The sequence below is a fragment of the Catenulispora acidiphila DSM 44928 genome (assembly GCF_000024025.1).
In the GTDB taxonomy this organism is placed as follows: domain Bacteria; phylum Actinomycetota; class Actinomycetes; order Streptomycetales; family Catenulisporaceae; genus Catenulispora; species Catenulispora acidiphila.
In genome coordinates, this window is sequence record NC_013131.1 from 4,321,769 (window position 1) to 4,345,023 (window position 23,255).

General features: G+C 67.8%; 15 protein-coding genes and 1 pseudogene. 7 read left to right on the plus strand and 9 right to left on the minus strand.

Annotated features, from left to right (window positions below; translation table 11 throughout):
• Nucleotides 1-42: 42 nt before the first annotated feature.
• Genes CACI_RS18975 through CACI_RS18990 form a run of 4 tightly spaced genes read left to right on the plus strand, consistent with a single transcriptional unit; the run spans nucleotide 43 to nucleotide 6,089 of the window.
• Nucleotides 43-1,704, plus strand: coding sequence for an ABC transporter substrate-binding protein (locus tag CACI_RS18975; RefSeq protein WP_015792451.1), 1,662 nt, complete (start codon nucleotides 43-45; stop codon nucleotides 1,702-1,704).
• A gap of 58 nt (nucleotides 1,705-1,762) precedes the next feature.
• The gene (locus tag CACI_RS18980; RefSeq protein ID WP_015792452.1) at nucleotides 1,763-3,319 is read left to right on the plus strand and encodes a GH39 family glycosyl hydrolase; all 1,557 of its coding nucleotides are present in this window, start codon (nucleotides 1,763-1,765) and stop codon (nucleotides 3,317-3,319) included.
• A complete protein-coding gene (locus tag CACI_RS18985) occupies nucleotides 3,316-4,005 on the plus strand; it encodes a hypothetical protein (protein ID WP_015792453.1) in 690 nt (229 codons plus the stop codon). Before CACI_RS18980 ends, CACI_RS18985 begins: the two co-directional genes overlap by 4 nt.
• Nucleotides 4,006-4,034: 29 nt before the next feature.
• Nucleotides 4,035-6,089 (plus strand): alpha-glucuronidase, encoded by a 2,055-nt coding sequence (locus CACI_RS18990; protein WP_085953925.1) that lies wholly within the window; start codon nucleotides 4,035-4,037, stop codon nucleotides 6,087-6,089.
• Nucleotides 6,090-6,387: 298 nt separating this feature from the next.
• On the opposite strand, the pseudogene CACI_RS54240 reads toward CACI_RS18990, so the two are convergent.
• A pseudogene (locus CACI_RS54240) lies at nucleotides 6,388-6,708 on the minus strand (glycoside hydrolase family 15 protein); the annotation flags it as partial.
• A 181-nt stretch (nucleotides 6,709-6,889) separates the two neighbouring features.
• Between CACI_RS54240 and CACI_RS18995 the strand changes: the two are divergent.
• The 3 genes from CACI_RS18995 to CACI_RS54245 all read left to right on the plus strand — a co-directional run bounded on the left by CACI_RS18995 (nucleotide 6,890) and on the right by CACI_RS54245 (nucleotide 10,251).
• Nucleotides 6,890-7,816, plus strand: a complete 927-nt coding sequence (locus tag CACI_RS18995) for an NADP-dependent oxidoreductase (protein ID WP_041542003.1) — start codon at nucleotides 6,890-6,892, stop codon at nucleotides 7,814-7,816.
• Between the two features lie 312 nt (nucleotides 7,817-8,128).
• The gene (locus tag CACI_RS19000) at nucleotides 8,129-9,901 is read left to right on the plus strand and encodes an MOSC and FAD-binding oxidoreductase domain-containing protein (RefSeq protein ID WP_015792456.1); all 1,773 of its coding nucleotides are present in this window, start codon (nucleotides 8,129-8,131) and stop codon (nucleotides 9,899-9,901) included.
• A gap of 236 nt (nucleotides 9,902-10,137) precedes the next feature.
• On the plus strand, nucleotides 10,138-10,251 hold the full coding sequence (locus tag CACI_RS54245; protein WP_449727823.1) for a BP74-related protein: 114 nt from the start codon (nucleotides 10,138-10,140) through the stop codon (nucleotides 10,249-10,251).
• A 14-nt stretch (nucleotides 10,252-10,265) separates the two neighbouring features.
• Here the strand turns inward: CACI_RS54245 and CACI_RS45750 are convergent, their stop codons facing one another.
• The 8 genes from CACI_RS45750 to CACI_RS49915 form a co-directional block, all read right to left on the minus strand.
• On the minus strand, nucleotides 10,266-12,353 hold the full coding sequence (locus CACI_RS45750; RefSeq protein ID WP_049871623.1) for a caspase, EACC1-associated type: 2,088 nt from the start codon (nucleotides 12,351-12,353) through the stop codon (nucleotides 10,266-10,268).
• Nucleotides 12,338-14,467 carry a caspase, EACC1-associated type gene (locus CACI_RS19010; protein WP_015792458.1) on the minus strand — a complete coding sequence of 710 codons (2,130 nt, stop codon included), beginning with the start codon at nucleotides 14,465-14,467 and terminating at the stop codon, nucleotides 12,338-12,340. Before CACI_RS19010 ends, CACI_RS45750 begins: the two co-directional genes overlap by 16 nt.
• Nucleotides 14,451-14,903, minus strand: a complete 453-nt coding sequence (locus CACI_RS19015; protein WP_143765294.1) for an effector-associated constant component EACC1 — start codon at nucleotides 14,901-14,903, stop codon at nucleotides 14,451-14,453. The genes CACI_RS19010 and CACI_RS19015 overlap by 17 nt, the downstream gene beginning before the upstream one ends.
• Nucleotides 14,888-17,404, minus strand: coding sequence for a right-handed parallel beta-helix repeat-containing protein (locus CACI_RS19020; protein ID WP_143765295.1), 2,517 nt, complete (start codon nucleotides 17,402-17,404; stop codon nucleotides 14,888-14,890). The genes CACI_RS19015 and CACI_RS19020 overlap by 16 nt, the downstream gene beginning before the upstream one ends.
• Nucleotides 17,405-17,496: 92 nt before the next feature.
• Nucleotides 17,497-19,869 carry a transglutaminase-like domain-containing protein gene (locus CACI_RS19025; protein ID WP_015792461.1) on the minus strand — a complete coding sequence of 791 codons (2,373 nt, stop codon included), beginning with the start codon at nucleotides 19,867-19,869 and terminating at the stop codon, nucleotides 17,497-17,499.
• Nucleotides 19,845-21,044: a DUF58 domain-containing protein gene (locus tag CACI_RS19030; protein WP_015792462.1), complete on the minus strand. Its 1,200-nt coding sequence runs from the start codon at nucleotides 21,042-21,044 to the stop codon at nucleotides 19,845-19,847. The genes CACI_RS19025 and CACI_RS19030 overlap by 25 nt, the downstream gene beginning before the upstream one ends.
• Nucleotides 21,041-22,033, minus strand: coding sequence for an AAA family ATPase (locus CACI_RS19035; RefSeq protein WP_015792463.1), 993 nt, complete (start codon nucleotides 22,031-22,033; stop codon nucleotides 21,041-21,043). Before CACI_RS19035 ends, CACI_RS19030 begins: the two co-directional genes overlap by 4 nt.
• Nucleotides 22,034-22,512: 479 nt before the next feature.
• The gene (locus tag CACI_RS49915) at nucleotides 22,513-23,226 is read right to left on the minus strand and encodes a hypothetical protein (RefSeq protein ID WP_143765296.1); all 714 of its coding nucleotides are present in this window, start codon (nucleotides 23,224-23,226) and stop codon (nucleotides 22,513-22,515) included.
• Between the last annotated feature and the right edge of the window lie 29 nt (nucleotides 23,227-23,255).

A 23,255-nucleotide genomic window follows, 5' to 3' on the forward strand; every position in this document is an offset into this window, starting at 1 on the left:
TCCCCGATCACCCCCGCACCACCGACCCCAAGGAGTTCTCCCGTGAACCAGATATCCCGGCGCGGCTTCCTGAGCGTGTCCGCCGGCGTGGCCGGTCTGTCCCTCGCTGCCTGCGGGGGCGGCGGCGACGGCGGTTCGAAGCCGAGCAGCAAGCTGACCGCGAACCGCACCGGCGCCATGGCGAAGTACGGCGTCGGGGACCAGTTCAAGGCCACGGTCCCGCTGTCGTTCTCGGCCATGCTGCTGAGCAACGCGAACTACCCCTACAAGGCCGACTGGGAATTCTGGTCGGAGCTGACCAAGCGCACCAACGTGACGCTGCAGCCGACGGTGATCCCGGCCAGCGACTACAACCAGAAGCGAAGCGTCATGGTCAGCGCGGGCAACGCCCCGACGCTCATTCCGAAGACGTACCACCCGGACGAGGAGGCGTACATCTCCGGCGGCGCGATCCTGCCGGTCAGCGACTACCTGGACCTGATGCCGAACTTCCAGGACAAGGTCGCCAAGTGGAACCTGGCCGGCGACCTGGATCAGCTGCGCGAGGCCGACGGCAAGTTCTACCTGCTGCCCGGACTGCACCAGGACGTGTGGAAGGACTACTCGCTGGCCATCCGAACCGACATCCTCAAGCAGCTGAACCTGCAAGTCCCGCAGACCTGGGACGACCTGACCACAGTGCTGCGCACGATGAAGCTGACCTACCCGGACCGGTACCCGTTCTCCGACCGCTGGAGCACGGGGAGCACGACGCCGCAGCCGGGCGCCAACAACCTGCTGGCCATCCTCGGCGAGGCCCACGGCGTCTGGGCCGGCTGGAGCTACCAGCACGCGAACTGGAACGCCGACGCGGGCAGGTTCGAGTACACCGGCGCCACGGACCAGTACAAGGCGATGATCCAGTATCTCAACACCCTGGTGAGCGAGAAGCTGCTGGACCCGGAGAGCTTCACCCAGAGCGACGATCAGGCCCGGCAGAAGTTCGCCGACGGCCAGTCCTTCGTGATCAGCGCCAACGCCCAGGAGCTGGTCAACCACTACCGCAAGGACATCGCCAAGATCTCCGGCGCCACGGTGGCCAAGATCCCGGTGCCGATCGGCCCGATCGGCGCGGCCAAGACCGGCTACCGCACCGAGAACGGCATGATGATCTCCAACAAGGCCAAGGACGGCAAGGACTTCGTCGCGCTGATGCAGTTCATCGACTGGCTCTGGTACTCCGACGAGGGCCAGATGTTCGCCAAGTGGGGCGTGCCGGGCACCACCTACACCGGCAGCGTCGACGACGGCACGTTCAAGCTGGCCCCGGACGTCACCTGGGCCGGGGTCAACCCTTCGGGCACCAAGAACCTCCAGGTCGACTACGGGTTCTTCAACGGAGTGTTCGCCTACGGCGGCAGCACCAAGCTGCTCGACTCTCAGTTCCCCCCGGAGGAATTGGAGTTCCAGAAGGTGATGGACGCGCGCAAGACGCTGCCATTGGCCCCGCCCGCACCGCTGAGCTCCGACGACCGTGAGCAGGCGACGCTGTGGACGACGTCGCTGAAGGACTACGTCGACCAGGAGACGCTCAAGTTCATCCTCGGCAAGCGTCCACTCTCGGAGTGGACGGCCTACGTCTCCGAGCTCAAGGGCAAGAACAGCGACCAGTACATCAAGCTCGTGAACCAGGCCTACCAGGACTTCAAGAAGAACCACGGCTGAGCCCGGATCCGCAGACGCAGACGCAGACGCAGACGCAGCCCAGACAAGGAGCACATCGGTGCCGGATCCCATCATCGTCCCGGAGCGGTCCGCCGGCCGGCTGAGCCAGGCCTGGCGGCAGTGCGTCGGCACGGGTCGGTTCGAGCTGGCGCTGCGCCGCGACTACCAGGACTCGCTGGCGCTCATCCAGCGGGAGGTCGGCTTCCGGCACATCCGGGGCCATGGCCTGTTCAGCGACGGCGTCGGCGTGTACCAGCCGTACCGGTATCAGGGCTCCGATCACGTCCGCTACGCGTTCGGGTACGTGGACCAGGTCATCGACGCCTACCTCGACCTCGGGATCCAGCCCTTCCTGGAACTCGGGTTCATGCCCTCGGCGCTGGCCTCGGGCGACCAGACGGTGTTCTGGTGGAAGGGCAACGTCACTCCCGCGCGGTCCTGGAGCGCGTGGGCGGACCTGGTGCGGGCCACCCTGAGGCACCTCGTCGACCGGTACGGCCTCGACGTGGTGCGCCAGTGGCCGATCGAGGTCTGGAACGAGCCGAACCTGAAGGACTTCTGGCAGGGAGCGGACCGGGAGGCGTACCACCGGCTGTACGAGGTGACGGCGCGGGCGGTGAAAGAGGTGGACGCCGCCCTGCAAGTGGGCGGTCCGGCCATCTCTCCCGGCGCGGACGAGTGGCTGGCGCCGTTCGCGGAGTTCGTCACGGCACGCTCGGTGCCCGTGGACTTCGTCAGCCGGCACGCCTACACCTCGGGTCCGGCCCAGCACGTCCCCTTCGGCGTGCACCAGAGGCTGCTTCCGGCGCGGCATCTGCTCGAACAGTTCGCCGCGCCGCGCGAGCACCTGCGCGGCACGGCGCTGGCCGGGCTGCCGGTACACATCACCGAGTTCAACTCCTCCTACCGGCCCGACAATCCCGTGCACGACACCGCGTTCCACGCCGCTTACCTCGCCCCGGTGCTGGCCGAGGGCGGCGACCACGTGGATTCCTTCTCCTACTGGACGTTCAGCGACATGTTCGAGGAGGCGGGGGTTCCGACCTCGCTGTTCCACGGCGGATTCGGGCTCCTGACCCACCGCCAGATCAAGAAGCCCGCCTTCCATCTGTACGCGTTCATGGCGCGCATGGGCGAAGAAGTGCTGGCGCGCGGCGAGGACCATCTGGTCTGCCGCCGCCCGGACGGCACCGTGACGGTGCTGGCCTGGGCTCCGGTGGAGGTCGCCGGCCGCGAGCCGGCGGCGGCCGGACATCGGCTGCGCTTGTCGGTCCCGATCGGGACGGCGGCGCGCTCGGCCTTCGCTTTGCGCTCCTCGGTCAGCGAGGACGCGGGCAACGCGTGGGCGGCGTGGAGCGAACTCGGGCGGCCCGCGTCGCCGACCGAGCGGCAACTCAGTGTTCTCCGTGAGACCGCCGAACCGTCGCGACGGCACGAAGCCCTCCCCGTCGCGGGCAGCCGCGTCGACCTCGACCTGGTGCTGGACCGCCATGAGGTGACGCTGATCGAGATCAGTGCCGTGCACGACCAGACGCCACCGTGGTGGGACGAGCGGCGGCTGGTCGGGTTGCCCGGCGACAGCGACAGCAACTACGAGACGGAGGACGCCCGATGAAGCACGAGGCCACCGCGGACCGGCAGTTCGGCGAAGGTCCGCTGGCCCGCGTCACCGCCCCGATCTACAGCTTCCTGGTGCTCGACCTGCTCCTGTTCGCCACGACCCTGCCGACCCTGATCGCTCTGGTCGTCCTGCGACGGGACGCGAGCAACGCTCCACTGGCCATCGCCTGCGCGCTCCCGGTCGGTCCCGCGCTGTCCGCGGCGCTCTACGCACTGTCCCGCCGATCACCGGATCTCACGGATCTGCGTCCGGCGGCGGCGTTCTGGCGCGGTTACCGGATGAACGCCGGCGGCGTGGTGCGAATATGGGTCCCGTATCTGGCCGGGATGGCGCTGATCGCCGAGAACCTGTCCCACGCCGAGGCCGCCGCGGTGCCGGGATGGTGGCGGGCGGCGCTGGTGGTCCTCGCCGTAGCCGCGACCCTGTGGGTGATCAATGCCCTGATGATCAGTTCCCTGTTCGCGTTCCGGACGATCGACGTCGCACGCCTTTCCGCCTACTTCCTCGGCCGCACCCGCGGCGTGACGCTGGGGAACCTCGGCATCCTGATCGCCGCCGCGGCCGTCGTCGGCATCTCCTCCGAGGCGGTGCTCGCGCTGTTCGCGGTGCTGTTCGCCGCCGCGCTGCTGCACGTCTGCTCACCGCTGACCGACCAGGTCGAGAAGGACTTCACCGCGTGAACCAGCCCGTGACCCCGGCAGGCGAGCTGATGGCTGACTACCACGCCGCGTGGCTGCCGTGGGAGGCGTTCAGCGCGATCGGTTCGCGCAGGTCGGCGATTCATGGCGAAGGGCTGTTGGCCGACACCGTCCGGCGAGAGGTTGAGGACGCCTGCGCGCGCTTCGGCGGCGCCACCGGTGCCGACGAAGATGCCGAGCTCGTCCTCGCTCTGTATTCGTGGTCTGCGTTGCCCGCCGCAGCCGAGAAGCTGCGGAACTCAGTCGCGGAAGACCCGGGCGACGAAGGCTTCGTGCTGGCCCGGCAGGACGGAGTCACCGTGCTGCTGGCAGGCGGGCCCGCCGGCTTGTTGTATGGGTTCTTCCACCTGGTGCGACTCGGCGAGGCGGCCTTCGGCGCGGACCATCCGCCACGGACGCATCGTCCCGTGATGCGGCGCCGAATGCTCGACCACTGGGACAACGTCGCGGTGCACGACGTGATGGGGCAGGTCGAGCGCGGCTATGCCGGCGGATCGATCTTCTGGTCCGACGGTGCGCTCACGAAGGACCCGGCCCGCGTCCGCGCCTACGGCCGGCTGCTGGCCGCCAGCGGCGCCAACGCGGTCTCGGTCAACAACGTCAACGTGCACGCCGTCGAAGCGCGGTTGCTCACCGACCGTCTGGACGACGTCGCGTCCGTGGCCGACGAACTGCGGCCGTACGGAATCGGCGTGTACTTGTCGGTGAACTTCGCCTCCCCGATCATGCTCGGCGGCCTGCCGAGCGCCGACCCGCTGGACCCGGCGGTCCAGGACTGGTGGGCCAGGACCACGGCGCGCGTGCACAGGCGCATTCCGGATTTCGGCGGCTACGTGGTCAAGGCGGATTCCGAAGGCCAGGCAGGGCCCTTCGCCTACGGCCGCAGCCATGCCGAGGGCGCGAACATGCTCGCCGCCGCCCTGGCTCCGTACGGCGGCGTCGTGTACTGGCGCGCGTTCGTCTACAACCACCGGCAGGACTGGCGCGACCGCTCCACCGACCGGGCCCGGGCGGCGTACGACCACTTCGCCCCGCTGGACGGGCAGTTCGCCGACGCCGTGATCCTCCAGGTGAAGTACGGCCCGATCGACTTCCAGCCGCGCGAGCCGGTCTCACCGGTCCTCGCGGCCATGCCGAACACGCGGCTGGCCGTGGAGGTACAGGTCACGCAGGAGTACACCGGGCAGCAGCGGCACGTCTGCTACCTGGCACCGCTGTGGCGCGAGGTGCTTGGTTTCCGGCCTTGGGGCGCCTCCGGGGCGACTGTCGCCGACGTGGCCGCCGGCACAGGCCCAGGCGGAAGCCCAGGCGGAGGCGGAGGCGGCCTGGTCGCCGTCTCCAATGTCGGCGACGACCGCTTCTGGACCGGACATCCGCTGGCGCAGGCCAACCTGTACGCATTCGGACGCCTGGCATGGGATCCGTCGCTGGACCCGTCCGCAATCCTCGACGAGTGGATCGACCTCACCTTCACCCGCGGCGCCGACGGCGTCCCCGACCAGCTCCGCCACACCCTGCACGCGATCATGGACGACTCCTGGCGCACCTACGAGCACTACACCGCGCCGCTCGGCGTGGGCTTCATGGTCAACCCCGGCGACCACTACGGCCCGAGCATCGACGGGTACGAATACACCCAGTGGGGCACATACCACTTCGCCGACCGCAACGGCATCGGCGTGGACCGCACCCAAGCCACCGGCACCGGCTTCACGGCGCAATACCCGCACCCATGGTCGAGCACCTACGAGTCACCGCACGACTGCCCCGACGAACTCCTGATCTTCTTCCACCACGTCCCATACACCCACATCCTGCACACCGGCGCCACAGTCATCCAGCACATCTACGACACGCACTTCGCAGCCACCCAGCGCGTCCACGAGATACGGTCGCAATGGCAAAAGATCCACAACGTCGGCCTTGTCGACTCAGACCTCCACGCGCGCGTCGCCGAACGCCTGAACGAGCAGGCCCGCAGCGCCGAGGAGTGGCGCGATCAAATCAACTCGTATTTCCTCCGCAAATCAGGAATCAGCGACGCGCTGGGCCGGAGGATCTACTGACGGTCGAGGCCGACGCCGAGGTAGTGCCGAACATGTCGTCCTAGCAGGTGGGGGAGTGGTCGGTCTTCCGGATTGCGGTGGTCTGTGTGTGCTGATGGTCTGCACGCCGTGGGCGTTGTGGTGTCAGGACGACTGGCTGTGTTGGTGCGTTTCGCGTATCTGGTGGTGACGAATGCGTTCGCCGCGTTACGGCTGCTTCCGCTGAGTGATGGTCAGAAGGACATCGAGATCCTCGCTCTGCGGCACCAGCTCGGTGTGTTGGAAAGACAGCTGAACGGTGGCCGGGTCCACTTCGAGAAGCCGCGTCACGAACCCAGACATACCGGTAGTCCCAGTTACGCTCGCCACCGACCTGCTCAGGCAGGCTCGCCGTCGGAGCCGCCACGATGGCGCCGGTCGGGATGTAGGTGAGCAGCTTCAGCAGCAGCGCCGAGCGGTTGACCATCTCACGCCATCGGCCGTGGTGGCGCGAGCCCGAAAGCCACTTTCGCCAGAACGCCGCCGTCGCCCGGAACTGCTCCTCTGCCTCGCCGTGCGGGCAGGCGCGGGGCGCGATACTGCGGTTGATCTGGTCGAGGGCGAACACGGTGGATTCGCCCTCGCGGAGCTTGAAGTGCGCGAGGGCGATGCCGGTGATCCCGCCGCCGGCCGGCCGGCCCACTCTCCGCGGGCTGCGGCAGCCCCCCGGCTTACGTTTGCGCTGTACGTCGGCCGATGCCTCTAATGGAGGACGGGAATGGCGCGTTCCCAAGCATGCCGCTCATGGAGCGGATCCACGTGGAGGCAAGCTGGTGGACACGATGATGGCGTTGCGTGCGCACAGCCGCGGGGGACCCGAGCAACTGGTCTACGAGCGGGCCCCGAAACCGGCGCCGGCGCCGGGCGAGGTCCTGGTGAGCGTGCATGCCGCAGCGGTCACTTTCGCGGAGTTGGGTTGGGAATCGATCTGGACCCGCGAGGACGGCACAGACCGCACTCCGATCATCCCTGGCCATGAGGTATCGGGGACCGTCGAGGAGACGACCGGCGGCTCCTCCTACGAGGTCGGCGATGAGGTCTACGGACTGATCGGCTTCGACCGAGACGGCGCTGCGGCTGAATACGTGTGCGTGCCCGAAATCGGTCTCGCACGCAAGCCGAGTAGCGCCACCCACGAGCAAGCCGCGGCCATGGCTCTGTCCGCCTTGACCGCCTGGCAGGCGCTGATCGACCACGCGCGGCTCCAGCCGCAGGAGAAAGTCCTGATTACCGGTGGTTCAGGCGGTGTCGGTGTCTACGCGGTGCAGATCGCGCGGGCTCGCGGCGCGGAGGTCACCGCTACCGGTGGCGCAGCAGGGCGCGAACTGGTCACCCGCCTCGGGGCGCACCAGTACCTCGACTATGCGGCCGGGCCAGTCGACAGGGAGCTTTCAGGGTTCGATGTCGTGCTCGACGCGGCGGGTGCCGGAGACGGCGAAGCGCTCTACCGCGTCCTACGCCCCGGCGGCAGGATGATCTTGCTGGCTGCCCCGCCGAACGCCGACCGCGCGAAGAAACACGACGTGGACGCAACGTTTTTCGTCGTCTCCCCGAACGGGGGAGAGCTCGCCCACCTGGCTTCGCTCGTCGACGAGTCGGTCCTGGAACCGATCGTCAGCCAGACTTTCTCGCTGGCGGACGGCCGTAGCGCGTACGAAAGCGGAAAGCTACCGCACCCGCCCGGCAAAACCGTCATCATCGTGCCCTGATTCCCTCCGATCACCGCCAGCGGCGCCGGGCGTCACGCCCCGGTGCCTGGCGAAGGCGCATCGTCCCCCCGCTGTTCGGGTACCTCGGCATCCACGCGATCACCCCACAGACTCCGCAGACCGCACAGGGCCCGCAGGTCCCACAGACCCCTTTGAGCCCACAGACCCCACAGACCCCACAGACTGCTCTCACGGTCTGAGACGTTGCGGAGCCGGCAGCGCGGACATGGCGGAAGCCTCGGTGCTGTGTGGCCGCTGCCGGCTTTCCGGGCTAGCGTTTTGACGGCAGCGGCCCGCACGAAGGAGGACGACGTGGCGGCGGCTTTGATCGCGGTGAATGTCGGGATGCCCAAGGACGTCCTCTGGCACGGGAAGACGGTGCACACAGGGGTCTACAAGCGGACCGTGTCCGGGCCCAGGATGGTGCGGCGGCTGAACATCGACGGAGACGGTCAGGGTGATCTGGGCGGCCACGGCGGGGAGATGCGGGCGGTGCTGGTCTACCAGCTCGACTCCCACCGCTTCTGGGCTGACAAGCTGGGGCGCGATGACCTGGGGCCGGGCAGCTTCGGGGAGAACTTCACCGTCGAGGGGCTGCCGGATAGCGAGGTGTGTATCGGGGACCGGTATCGCATCGGCACGGCCTTGTTCGAGGTCACGCAGCCGCGAGTGACGTGCTATCGGGTGGGCCTGCGTGTCGGAGAGCCGCAGATGGCGGCGCTGTTGGTGGCCCATCACCGGCCGGGCTTCTACCTGCGGGTCATCGAGGAGGGCGAGGTGGAAGCCGGTCAGGAGATCGTCAAGGTCTCCACCGGCCCGGAAGCGATGACCGTCGAGGAGATCGATGCGATCCTCTACCTTCCTGGGCATACCCGTGATCAGGTTGAGCGGGCATTGCGTATCCCGGCACTGAGTCCGGGCTGGCAGATGTCCATGCGCACTCTGCTGGAGCAAGCCCAGAGGGGAGCGGCAACGTCTTCAGGTAGCGCCGGACTCACGAAGGCGTCCAGTGCTCCGCCTCCCGCCTGGACCGGATTCCGACCCCTGACGATCTCGGACGTCCGTCCTGAGAGTGAGAGCGTGTTCTCCCTGACGCTGGCTTCCACCGATGGCTCTGCTCTACCGGCTGCTCTGCCCGGCCAATTCATCACCGTGAAAATCCGGCCCGAAACCGATGGTTCACCGCTGATCCGCAGCTACTCGATCTCCAGCCCGGCCGGAGCGGGCTCGTATCGGATCAGCGTGAAGGTCGAACCGCACGGCGTGGCGAGCAACTACCTGCACGGGCACATCGGCCCGGGCGATCGTCTCGACATCGCAGCACCTCGTGGCACGTTCCGCATGTCTGACGGCGACGATCCCGTCGTGCTGGCCTCTGCCGGAGTGGGAGTGACTCCCGTCCTGGCCATGCTGCACTCGCTGGCAAACGTCCGCTCCCGCCGTCAGGTGTGGTGGCTGCACACGGCACGGAACAGTGCCGAGCATCCCTTTGCCAAAGAAGCCGGCAGGTTGATCGCAGGGCTTGAGAACGCTCGCTCGACCATCTATTACAGCAAACCGCTCGCCACGGACCGGCTGGGCGTGGACTACACAGAGGCTGGTCGTCCTTCGAGCGAGCGAGTTCTGCGCCTGGGCCTGCCGAGCGATGCAGACGCCTACATCTGCGGGCCGGTTGCCTTCATGAGCGGTATGGCCGAGTCACTTGTCAAAGCTGGCCTGGAGCCATCGCGCGTGCACACAGAGAGCTTCAGCTCCGGCCCGTCGATCACTCCAGGGATCAAGGGCGCACCGCCGGCGGCGCCGCACCAGCCCTCGGGTCCACCCGGCGGCGGGCCAACCGTCTCATTCGCTCGCAGTGGCCTGTCAGTCCCCTGGAACGAGGGCCAGGATTCCCTTCTCGAACTCGCCGAAGCATGCGACATCCAGGTTCAGTGGTCCTGTCGCACCGGCGTGTGCCATACCTGCGAACTCGCCTTGCTGTCGGGCAGCGTGGGCTACTCACCGGATCCACTCGAACCACCGGCTGATGGCAACATCCTCATCTGCTGCTCCCAGCCCGCCCAAGACATAGTCCTGGACCTCTGACCGGTTCCGAGCGAGTACGAACCGCGCTGGATCCCGTCGGCGGCGCCACTTGAGGATCTCCAGCATGGGATTCCCCAGTACCGCTGCCGAGGCCGGGTTCTGCCCGGTCACCAGGTTGCGGTGCTCGACCATGTACGGCTCCCACATCGGACCACACCCACGAGCGGATCGCGCTGCGACTGGACGATCCCGCCGAGACCGAGCACGCGCGGAAGCGGGTGTCAGGCGAAACCACCATGCCTTACGTCGAGGACCACCTCGACGAAGCCGGCGGCGCTTTCCTTCCCGGCCTTGTCTGGTGCGACTGGTCTTCGCGCCTCGTCAGGGAAATCCCGGTGGCGCAGTCATAGTCCGTTCATCAGGATCACTCGATCTGCCACAGCCGGATGGTCGAGTCGGTGCTGCCGCTGGCCAGGATCTTCCCCATCGGGTGGAACGCCACCGAGGCGACTTGGCCGGTGTGGCCGATGAGCGGTGAGCCGATGGGCTTGGCCCGGGTCGGGTCGCTGACGTCCCACAGGCGGATCGTCTTGTCCCAGCTGCCGCTGGCCACCGTCCGGCCGTCGGGGCTGTAGGCGATCCCCTGCACGTGGTCGGTATGGCCGGTCAGCGGAAGGCCGATCTCAGTGGCCTGGGCCGGGTTGCTCACGTCCCAGAGCCGGACGGTGTTGTCCCAGCCGGCGCTGGCCAGGGTCTTTCCGTCCGGGCTGAACGCCACTGCGGCGACCGAGTAGGTGTGGCCGCTGAGGGGTCGGCCGGCGGCGCGAGTCCGGGCCGGGTCGCTGACCTCCCACAGCCGGATCGTGAAGTCCCAGCCGGCGCTGGCCAGGATGGTTCCGTCCGGGCTGAACGCCACGGCGTTGACGGCGTTCGTGTGGTCGGTCAGAGGTGGGCACGCGGGTGCGAGGGCGGGCGGGTCCGCAATGTTCCACATCCGCACTGTCCTGTCATCGCCGCCGCTGGCCAATGTCTTTCCGTTCGGACTGAACGCGACGGTGTTGACCTTGTCGGTGCCGATGACCGGCCGGCCGATCGCCACGGCGTGGAGCGGGCTTGCCACGTTCCACAGCCGGATCGTCTTGTCCCAGCTCGCGCCGACGAGGGTCCGGCCGTCCGGGCTGAACGCCACGGCGTTGACGCTGTCCGTGTCGCCGGTCAGATACGGGCCGACTTGAAGGGGCGTGGCGGGGTTGGCGACGTCCCACAGGTGGATCGTGTGGTCGTAGCTGCCGCCCGCCAGAAGCGTTCCGCTCGAGGCGAACGCCACCGCCTCGACAGTGGCTTCGAAGCCCTTGAGGGGTGCGCCCAGTGCGGTGGCGTCGGTGACCTGTGTTGGCGTGGTCGTGGGGATCGTCGGGGTTGGTGTCGGTGTCGGTGTCGTCGGAATCGTTGGGGTCGGGGGGAGCGAAGATCTATCTGCGCCGGGTGACACCGGGCTACCGATCTTCTCCTGACTCCCTCCCGGACCCGAGTCCGGCCACAGCGCCGCGACGATTCCCAAGCCGGTCGCTGCCGCCACCCCCGCAGCCAGCATGGCGCGACGGCTGGGCAGGCGGCGATGCTCCGGGTCGAGGTCGGCGACGACAGGCGGGTGCGACTCCTGAGAGTGCTCCTGATAGGCGGCGTTGCGGGCGAACGGGAACTCTCCGCCCTCGTTGACGACCAACTGGGTCGGCATCGGAACCGGCTGGCCGATCGGGGCGAGCGCGAGCCTTCGGAAGCGTTTCTGCAGCTCGGGGAAGATGCGCATCGCTGCGAGGTGGGCCGGCGCGCCTTCGATGCCGTGGGTGACGATCTCGGCGAGGTAGCCGGTGAAGTAGGTCAGCCCGCCATCTTCGAGCTGGTAGAGGGCTTCCTCGTTGCGCCGTGAGGCGGTCACCGTGTAGCGGCTGCCACGATATTCCTGCGTTGCGCGCGATACTTTGTCTTGCACCGCGCGCGATACCTTGTCCTGCAATGCGTTGGCGGCGCCCTGCGTGTTCGAGGCGGTTCCGGCGTAGCAGCAGTCCAGTATCTCCACCTGCGTCGCGTTCGTCAGATGTCTCAGCTGCTCACGCACTTCGTTGAGGAGTAAAGAGCTCTGCTTTTTGCGCAGGGGATCGTCTTTCGTGTCGCTCATGGCCAGCCCGAGCTTTTCGCCTCCGTCGATCAGCAGGCCGTGGCCGACGTAGTAGAACAGCACAGTATCGGTGATCTGCTCCATTCTGGCTTGCAGGACGTCGGTGATACGGGCGAGCAGATCATGTTTGTTCTTCTCGTCGTGCAGGATGAGCATCCGGTCGTCGGTCCAGCCGCACAGATCGCTCTTGAGCAGCTGTTCCATCGCATCCAGGCTCCTGCGTGCGGCCGGAAGCGGCCTGAGACCCGAGTCCGAGGCATAGGTGGAGGTCCCGACCAGGATGGCGAAGGAGCGCGACCGGTCGAGTGGTTCCTTCTTCACGACAACCGCCACAGGTCGATGGTGGAATTGACACAGCCGGCCGCCAAGCCCCGGCCGTCCGCGGTGAAGGCCACACTCGAAGCCTGGTCCTGGAACGCGGCCAGGTCCCGCTGGATCTCGCGGGGGTGGACCGGATCTGTCAGGTCGTAAAGCTGGACAGACCCGTCCGCACTGGCACACGCGAGCAACGAATCCTGGTTGAAAGCGAGCGCGTTGACCCAGTTCTTCTGAGACTGTGGCAGCGGGTCGAGCATCTTCGGCGCGCTCGGTGTCGTCACGCCGTAGAGTCGGACGATCCCGCTTTGCTTGCCGGCGGCCAGAGTTCTGCCGTCCGGGCTGAAGGCGAGTGACCGTACCGGGCCGTCCGCGCCCTTGATCAAGCTCAGCTGGCGCGGAAGCGAGGGGTCGCTGATGTCCCACAAGCGGACGGTGTCGTCGTAGCCGCCGCTGGCTACGAGGTATGGGTGCGGGCTGAACACGGCTGTGTTGACCGCTCCGTCATGGCCGGTGATGTCCGATCCCGCGCTGTAGACGTTGTCCGGGTCGCCGGTGACCCAGAGCGAGACGAAGCCCTGTTGCGAAGCCGAGGCGAGCATGCTCCCGTCGGTGCTGAAGGCGACCGAACAGCCGTCGCCTGAACCGCTGCTCACCTCTTTGAGGAGGCGCGGCGTCGTCGGTCCGGCCAGGTCCCACAGCAGGATCTGGCCACCGCTGGTCCCGGCGGCCAGGATCTGCCGACCGGGCAGCGGACTGAAGGCCAGCGAGTAGACGCCGTATGCGGGCCCTTTCGCGCTGAAGCGACTGCCGATCTGCTTGAGCTGGGTGAAGTCGTCGGCGTCCCACACCACGACGGCGCCGTTCTGGTCCGAGACGGCCAGAAGGTTCCGGCCGGTTCGGCTGAACGTGGCGGCCAGCGCTTGGGGACCCCCGAGGGTGAGGGGTGATCCGGCGACCGGGACGGCCTGGGTGAAGTGGTGCGGGGCGGCGGTCGTGGTCGTAGGCGTGCCCGAAGGTGTGCCACCTGTGCTGCCCGTGGTGCCCGGTCCGCCTGTGCCCGCCGTACTGGGGTGTGGAGTCGTCGACGGCGTGCTCGATCTCCCTGCGTCTTGCACGGTGCCCGGGACGGGAGGACGCCGTTCTTCATACGTCCATGTGGCGAACGCGGCGACGCCGGCCAACGTCGTGCTCGCCGCGGCGGTGAGCACCGCGCGGCGGGACCATTGCGGATTCGCCTCCGGGCTGGGGCTGGTCCGGCCTGGATCCGTTTCGTCTTCGTCCGGGCCGGTGCCGTCGCCCCGGAAGGCCGTGTTGCGCGCGAACTTGAAACGGTCAGCCAGGTCGAAGCTGGCTTTGGTCGGCTCGGGACGGCCGAGGTGTCCGTCGCTGATTCGTTTGAAGCGCTTGACCAGACCATCGTGGACATCGTCCATGGTGAGCCAGCGCCCTGCTTCCCGGTTCCCCTCACTGAGGACCTCCTTGAGGAAACCGGTGAAATAGGTGAGTCCGTTGTCGCCGAGGGTATAGAGCGCCGTCTCGTTGTGGCGTGACGCGGTCAGGATGTAGTGGCCCTTCGCGTCCGCTGCCGCCGCACGGTCGACTTGTTTGGCGAGGTCTCCGGTACTACTGAGGATGTTCGTCGCGGTGCCGGCATAGCAACAGTCCAGGATCTCGATTGTTGTCCTGTACTGGAATCTGGCCAGCACCTCGCGCACACTGGCGGGCAGCAGCGAGGAGATCTTGTGCGTCGCGCTGGACGCCGTCGTCCCGCTCAGGGCCATCCCCAACTGGCTGCCGCCGTCGATGAGCAACCCGTGGCCGACGTAATAGAACAGCACGGTGTCATTGACCTCCCCGTCGTGCCGGGTGAGGACCGAGTCGATCTCGATGAGCAGATCCCGACTGCTGGTCGGGTTGTGAAACACGTGAACACGGTCCGTCGGCCAGCCGCCGTACTGGTCGCTCTTGAGCAGCTTCTCCATCACGTCGAGGCTGTTGGCCGCAGTGGGAAGCGGTTTCAGATTCGGGTTCTCGACCCCGCTCGCGGCGTCCCGGAAGATGGACGCGCCGACCAGGAGGGCCACCGAACGCGAACGGTCCGGGGCGCCGGCCTCAGAGTTCGGTGTCATCGCCCCTCTTCGCGCGCAGGGCGGCCTTGACCCTTTCCACATCCGCGGCTGCGTGCCGACTGCGTACCTCGATCGCTTCCTCGTGCTCGTCCACCTTGATCTTGATGGTGGCGACCTTCGACTCGATCCAGGCCTTGACCAGCCCGAACGCCGCTCCACCCCCGCCGGTTCCGAAGACGAGCTCCAGGATTTCGCGGCCGGCGCTCAGCTCTCCGGGCCGCGTCGGGAGCGTGCGCGAGGACACAGTGAAACTCGCATGGTCCGATAGCAGTCTGCGCAGCGAACCGAGGTCCGCCGGGTTGTCGAAGTAGATCTCCACATCGCCCTTCACGGCGACCTCCGTATCGTGTTCGCGCATTGCGGTGAACTGGGAAAAAGAAGACAGAAAATGCCGTCGACCTGTCGAGCACGCTGCGGTGTTCAGCCATAGGCGCACAGGTCGACCGGACTGCATTTGTCCGCGTCGCCGGTCGAGACATTGCCCTCGCCGGCGGCCGAGCCCGGCCGGGCCCAGATGCCGGAGCCGGCATCGTGGCTGGTCTTGTTGCCGGAGACGGTCACGGTGTCGGCCGCGGTGTAGATGTGGATGCCGCCGAGGACCTGATTGCCGCCCGGATCGGCGACCTTCGGCCCGGGCCGGTGTCCGCTGTCGGTGACGATGTTGTCCTTGACATCCACCTCCTGCGCCACCGGGCTGGAGTCCTGGACCAAGATCGCCGCCGAACCCTCGTCGGCGAACGTGTTGCCCGACACCGAGTTGCCGACGTCGCCCTGCTGGAGGTCGTAGAACATGCCGATGTTGTTCCCGGTGAAGTGGCTGCCGGTGACGCTCTCGTAGGCCATCCCCTGGATCTTCAGCCCGGTGTCGGAACCGGTGAACGTGTCCGCGCTGAACAGGTCGCCTCCCGCCGCGTTGCACATGTCCACCACCGGGCTGTCGGTGAAGACGCTCGTGCTGACCGTGGTGCTGCCGACGAATTCCAGACTCAGCGCGGAGTCGTCGAACCGGTCGTCGGTGATCGTGGCCTGGACCTGGATGCCGTCCGAGGCCTCGTCGATGTTCACCGCTGCTCCGTCGAAGGCTGATCCGGTGATCTGAAGTGAGCCGGCCAACGCGCCGTGCGTGTCGAGCCCGGCGCCGTCGGACTGTTCCACCTTCACGTCGCTGAGGGTGAGGCCCTGGACCGTCGTGACGCCCAGGGAAACTGCCGCTCCGCCGCCGGCGCCGTCATGGGTGAAAACGACGCGGTACAGCGTGGGCGAGGTCGCTCCGTTCGGACCGACCTTCACCCCGCTGCCGAAGCCGGTGATCGTCCCGTTCTCGATCAGCGCCCCAGCCACGGATCCGCTGCCCGCCAGGGTGATCCCGGCGCCTTTCCCGGAGCCGGACAGCGTGTGCCCGGCCAGGTCGATCGTGACGCCTTTCGCGCTGATGGTCAGGGCGTCGCCGGCACAACGCAGGTCGGCCTCCACGACGACGCTCTTGGTCACGGTCTCGCCGCAGGAGATGTTCGCCGGTGTGCCGGTGCTGCGGGTGGGGCTCGGGCTGGGGCTGGGAACCGTGCTCGGACTCGGGCCCGGACCGGGAGATCGGCTGGACGCGTGCGTGGTGGGAATCCTCTTGGGCGGGGTGGTGGAGGTGGCGCTGGCTGTACTCGGCTGTGTCCTGCTCGCACTGACGCTGTGTGACGCGCTGCGGGCGGGGGTGGCCGTACTCGCGCTCGTCGTCGGCGGGCTCGTACTCGGCCGGATGTCGTCGGTCGGCGGCGGCGCGCTGGAGGGCGGCGGAGCCTGCGTGTATTTCACGATGTCCTGGACGGTCCCGTCCGGCGCCAGAGTACCGGCGCGGCTGGAGTTCGGGTCGTTGAAGAAGAGCACTCCTTCGGTGTCGAAGAGCTCGAAGGGACCCCGCAGCGCCAGGAGCGGGACCTCGAAGGGTTTGGCCGCCGCGCTGGGATCCACGATCCACACGCCGCCGGTCGAATAGTCCGGGACGAAGACGCGTCCGTCGGCGGCGACCGCGGTACCGAGCGTGTCGAGGCCGGCCCCGACGCACCGGCCGGGCGTACCACCCCCGGAAGTGATGCACTGGCCCGGACCGCAGCCCTTAGTGAACGTGCAGGTCTGGTATGTCCCTTGCGAAGAGGCGGTGACGAGCAAGGCAGTTTCGCCGGCTGCTCCGGTTGCCTGCAGGCCCGTGCTGTCCGCCGTGCCGAGGGACAGTGTCGCTTTGGTGGCGCCGCTCGAACTCAACAGGTACGCCTCGTGGGTCGAGCTGTCGACCACGACCGGTCGTTCGTCGGCGAGGGTGAGGACTGCGGCGCCCGCTGTGAAGCCCGGAGTGCGGGTTCCGTGCTCCGTCGCGGTGAACCACGTCAGCGTGCCGCTCACGCCGTCCAGAACCCAGAGCTTCCCCTGTCCGTCGACGAGCGCGGTGTATTCGGCACCCGCGGCTGCGAACCGTTCCGGCGAACCGAGTTGCCGCAGCGAGGAAGCATCGTAGGTACTGACCATCCCGTCGGTGCCGTCCACGACATACAGGGTGTCGAGGGCGGTGTAGAGCCGGACGAGCGAAGGATTGTCGCCGCCGCCGAGGGATTGGACGACGGACTTCCCCTTCAGGCTGCTTCCGTCGATCCGGGTGACTTGTCCGGTCAACTGGTCGACGGCGTAGCCGGTGCCGCCGACCTGTCCGGCTGCGAACGGATCGCCCAGGTGGCGGGCCACCGGCACGTTGGTCACGGGCTGGGCCGCTATCCCGTCCAGCAGCGTCAGCTTGCCGATCTGTTGCGAGTCGACCCACGCCTGCCCCGACTCCAGAGGTACCTGCGTCTTGGGGTAGGCGTCGTGGCGGCCGACGAACACCACCAGGCCCGCGATCGCGGCCGCGACCGCGAACCAGGCCGTCGTGGTGCGCGCCCTTCGCCTTAGTGTCAAAGGCTTGATGCTCGCGCGATAAACCCGGCGCGTTCCGGCGATCAGCCGCGAAGTGCTTGTCGCCGCCGGACCGCCACGGCGTGTCACGCCTTTCATCGTTGTCCCTTCTTGCCCCGCGCAGCCCGGTCACGTCGGCGGATCATCCGGGCAGCGCCGGATATCCGGCTGAACTCGCTGCGGAACTCCCGCTCCACGGTCAGCGCGTCTTGTGCGTCGGACTCCGACACAGGGTGCGGTGCGAACACCGCGCGATCGGTCAGCGGCGCGAGGGTGGCCAGCGACTCGGCGGCCCGGCGCCGTATCCGAGCCGTTCGTCCACGACCGAGCGGCTCGCGGGCGGCCGCCGCCTCGGCGGTGCGTGCCGCTTCGACGACGGTCTGCGTGGGCGGGATCGGCACCCCGGCCCGCCCGAGCCGGTCGCAGATCTCCAGCCACGCGCCGGCCACGCGGTGCGAGGGTCCGCCGCTCAACCGGGCCCGGCGCCGCCGGCGTCGCGTGGACGCGCGGATGAGCGGGACGGCTGCTGCCGCGCAGACCAGGAGGCCGACCCCGGTTCCGGCGACCGCCCGCCACGGAAAGGCTGAGTGCTGTCGCGGAGCCACCGGGGGCACGATGGGGGTGGGTGTCGCCGACGGGACGCTCGTGATCGGTGTCGGTGGAGGCGGTATCGAAGGCGTCGGCACTGTCACGGCCACCTCCAGGGGTTGCTGATCAGGCAGCCTGAATCCGCGGTTCGGATCGGTCGGGTCGAAATCGACCCAGCCGTGGCCTTGGAAGTAGACCTGGTCCCATGCGTAGGCATCAGCCGTCGTCACCGTGTACTGTGACGCGTTCACGCCGGTGAGGGCGTAGCCCACGGCGATGCGTGTCGGTAGCCCCGCGGATCTGGCCAGGACGGCGAACGCCGAGACATGCTGCTCGCCGTATGCTGCGGCGGATTGCGGATCCTCGGCGTCGAGCATGCGTTCCAGAGCGGCGTAGGACTCACCTGGCTGCGCGTTCACGTTGTACGGCAGCTGGCGCAAGTACCGTTCGATCGCCACGGCCTTTGCATAAGGGCCCTGATAATTAGACGTGATCGTCGCCGCCAGCGCCGACAAGTCCGGTGGTACGGAAGGCAGAGCCAGATACGGCGCGTACGCGGAGCCTGTGCCGACCGGGGCGTTCTCCAGCGCGGAACTGGATGGACTTACTGCGGAGGTGACCTTGTAGGACACACCGGAGAGCTTTGCGGCGTCGGTGACCAGCGTTCCCGAGACGGTGTCGAAGCCGACCACGGCGTCGGTGCCGAAGCTCCCGGTGATGGTGGACGGACGGCCGATCGTCGGCAGGAACGGGCCGCTGAGACCGGTGAGCGAGATCTGCTCCGTCAGACGTGTCGCATCGGGCTGGACGGGGCCGGGCGCCAGGTCGGGACCGGAGACCAGGTAAGCGGCGGAGCTGCTCCACTGCGATCCGCTGAAGCTGTCGAGTGCGGCGCACTGGATCAGGTCGATTCCGCCGCCGAGCCCGTCATCGCCGGCGGCGCCGGTGTTCGTGGCGCGTGAGGAGAGCCGTTCGCCGCCGTTCGCGCCGGATATCCTCACACTGAACAGGTCCTCCGCCTGCGGGCGCTGGAGTTGCGCACGCACCTCGGCGAGCGGGTTGACCGTCGGATGCAAGGACAGCGCCGACCGCACCAGCGTGGATGGATCGAAACGCTTGCCGTCCATTGGCAGCGCGCGAGCGCCGAGGGTGGCGATCACCATCACGACGAGGACGGCGACGGCCTGGATGGGAGCCGGATTTCCTGCGCGGATGCGCATCGGCCCGGTTCGCAAAGCATGCGTGCGCAGTGCGCTCAAGACGAGTACGAGCACGAATAGCCCTGCGCACTGTGCGAGGTGTGTCGTGGGCTGGACCCCGGCGAAGAACAGGGCGACCAGCTCGGCCACCATCAGCGCCGCGGCAGGCGCCAGGGCCACCCGGGTACGCCTGGCGAGTATCAGTGCTGTGAAAGCTGCGGTGTAGGTGACGGCATACGGATCCATGACCAATCGAGCTGTCGTCCCGGCGGGGGCGCCCACCGAGAGCATCGCCGCCCAGCCGCCGACCAGCGCCTGCCTGCCGACGCGCAGCGTGGACGTCTGTGGCAGGCCGTGTGTCAGGGTGTTGCCGAGCACGATATACACGGCGCTGACCGCGAGTCCCGCGGCGCCCACGGCGGCGATAGCCAGAGGCCGTCGAAGAAACACCGCACACAGCCAGGCGATGACACCGCCGGCGATCGCGCCCTCCGCCAGCCGTATGACGGCGTTGCCGGAAGCGAAAAACGACCCGTACGGTACTGCCGTGAGCGCTGCGCCTGCGATACACAGCAACGCCGCCAGCGGGCCCCGGTTCGATGGCGACGGCGCCGGCGCGCCTCGGGGATCGGCGGCCAGGGGCGGCGTCGCGCGGCTCAGCCGCGTACCAGGCGCTTCCATTGCCCCACAAGGTCCTCACTGGTCTTGATGCGAACGCATTCGACATCCTTGACACGGGTCACAGGTACCTTTTCGCCGACCTGGACGACATAGGCGGCCTCAAACCTCTGCCGGGCCCGGCTCAGTGCCGTCGCTGTACGGGTACTGAGAAAGCCGGTCACCACGCCGAGTACGACCGGGCCGGCGTTCTCCGATCGGAACGCCGCGCCGCGTCGCGCGACGTCTGCCCGGCCGCGTCCCAAGCCGGCCAGCACGGCAGCCAGATCAGGGCCCTGTTTCAACGGCATCTGCTCGACGTCGCACAGGAGCTCCATCGCGGCGGTGGCGCTGGCGGACCGGCCCGTGCGCCGCAGCCGCGCGACCGCGGGCCCGCACACGGTGCGCAGTTCCAAGGCCAGGCCCGCTCGCCGCGCGGCGACCGCCAGCGAGGCGGCGACCCGCACCGCGTGCTCGAAATCCTCTGCGTTCAACGAGAGTGCGCTGTTGTCCAGCACGATCAGCTGTTCGGCCTCGTCCGGCACCTCCAGGCGCCGCACCAGCGGCTCCCCGCGCTTCGCCGTGGCGCGCCAGTGGATGAGCCGTAGCGGATCACCGGGCTCGTAGTCGCGCAGCGAGTGGAAGTCGTACTCGCCGCGGGGTACCCCGACCGTGCCGCGGCCGACGCGCGCGTCCGGGCCCAGGATCGGCGCGATTCCGCTGTGCCAGCGCGGATACACACGGATCTGCGTGTCCTGACCGTCCAGTTCGGTTCTGCGGACCAAGCCGATCGGATCGGTGTTCGCTGCCGGCGCGCGGCTGACCGTCAGCTGTCCGCGTCGCGGTGCGACGAACGTGTAGGTCCCGTCGTGTTTCTGTGCGGCAGCCAGTTCCGGGATTTCCAGTCCGTAGGCGTCGGCGCCCACCTGCTCCACGGCGACCATCGGCCGGCTGGTACGCCGCCCGTGGTTCCGTACGTGCACGGTTGCCTCGACCAGCTGCCCGTCCTCGGGCCGTGCGGGTGCGTACTCACTGGTCGCGACCAGGTTGGTTCTCTTCGAGGCAGCCCAAGCGATCGCGATCGCCAGTGTTGTCGCGCAGCCGATGGCCAGGAGCAGCAGTTCCCGGTACCGGCTCACCGCCCCGAGCACTCCGAGCAGTGCGGCGGCGAAGGCGACGGCCACACCCGATCGGGTCACTGCGGTCCCTCAGGCTTCTTGCAGTCCACATCGGACGGCCCCGGCAGGTTGGTACTGGCGAGGATGTCCCGGACCAACGCATCGGATGTCTTGTCGGTCAGATCGGGGTCCATCAATACCCGGTGCGCCAAGACGGCGGGCGCCACCTGTTTCACATCCTGAGTGACGGTGTAGTCCCGCCCCATCGCCGCGGCATGGGTCCTCGCGGCCGCGACGAGCGCGATGCTTCCGCGCGGACTGGCGCCGAGCCAGACTCCCGCTCGGGGATTGCGGGTGGCGTGAACGACCTCGACAGCGTATTTCTTGAGCAGCGGCGCCACGTAGACCTTGCGGGCCTGACCGATCATCCGAAGCGCCCTGGCCAGATCCACCACGGGCTCGGGCTCCGCGGACGACTCGGTGGCGGAGGGCTCGGCGTCCACCAACTCGTCGGTGACCACCTGGACCTCGTCGTCGACGGTCGGGTACTCCATCGACAGCATCATCATGAACCGGTCGATCTGCGCCTCCGGCAGCACGTAGGTGCCCTGGTGCTCGACCGGGTTCTGCGTCGCCACGCACATGAACGGGCGCTCCAGCGGGCGCGTCTCCCCGTCCGTGGTCACCTGGCGCTCGGCCATCGCCTCGAGCAGCGCCGACTGCGTCTTCGGCGAGGCCCGGTTGATCTCGTCCCCGATGACGATGTGGTTGAACACCGGCCCGTGTTCGAATTCGAGCACGCCGCCCTGCCGGTAGACGCGCGACCCGGTCACGTCGGAGGGCAGCAGATCCGGGGTGAATTGGATCCGCGCCGGCCGGATATCCTTGATCGACTGCGCGATCGCCTTCGCGAGCGACGTCTTGGCCACCCCCGGAACACCTTCGATGAGCAGGTGCCCCTCCGCGAAGAAACAGATCAGGGCGAACCGTACATTCTTGTCGTTGCCGCGGATGGCGGCGCGGATTCTCGCTTCGAGCCGATCGAAGTCAATTTTGAAGGATTTCTCCACTGCCCCATCCCTTGATCGCCGCCTCAGGCGGTCGCCCCACCCGGCCCGACGTGGCCGGTGCCATACCCTGCGCGTTTCGATCCGGATGCCGAGAAGATCCCCACGAATATGGGCTCTGATAAAGATTGTCGCATGTCCGGCCCGGCTCGCACATCTCGAAAAGGTGCGGCGGAGTTGCGGGCTTACCCTGCCTTCCGCGTTCTGTCGGATTGCGGGTAGGACTGCGCCTAATCATCGGGGGGTTACATGCGATACTTGCCATACCCGCGTCTTTTGAATGCAAGGCCGCAGGCAAGCTCGGTCCTGCGTGCGGACCATCACCAATCGGCCGGCGCGTGCCACCCGATTCTTCTCGCTGATATCGGTTTTTACAGAGTTCTGTCGGTTGCGACCGCAAGCGTCGAATTCATACTGCTTCCGCGGTTTCGTTCCAGCGTGGCGTGGCGTCGATGGCGGTGCGCGTCAGCTGACCCGCCGGTTCAACTGCCTTTGCGAAGCAAAGCTGTGATCTTTCGGCCAGAGCCGGCATCAAGACGTCCCGAGGGCGTCTCGACTCCCAGTGCGGACGCCAGCTCCGTGCCGAACACATCAACTGCGGCCTCGACCAGGACGGAGAGCTCGGAAATCGCCTGGCGTCCTGCGTGCCATCCGATGAGGAACACCGCGATGCCGACCAGCACGCATGGCCACCACCATGGACCGATCGCTGCGTAGAGCAGCCCCCAGCCGGCAAGCGCGCCGGATCGCGACCACGCCTCTGTCGCTCGTGTCACCTCCTCGCGGATCGCAGGCGAGAGGAGGAGCCACAGACGCGGCCACGTGCTGGCGAGGTCCAAGCCGTACTGGGCCCGGACCCTGGCGTCGACGGCAGCGATGCGATCGCCCATCCACGTCGGTCGTTGTGGTTCGGCTGGGCTGATCGATGCACGGACCCGGGCGAATCGCTCATACTGGTCCCGATCTCCGCGGCGTTCCGCAGTTGCGGCCGCTTGTCTCGCGGACTGCCAACGGCGACGTCTGGAGGCGGTGAGCGATGCTGACCCGATCCAGTTGTCGGCCAGCCAGAGCGCCCGCACCAGATGGCCCAGCGCCCTGTCCACGGAACCGGCGACCACTGCCCCGATGAAGAAGGCGGCGGCCAGCACGCACGTCGTGACCCACCCGTCGGCCTGGAGCGCCGTCGTCTTTCTCACGAACGTTTTGGCCAGACCCGCCGAATCGT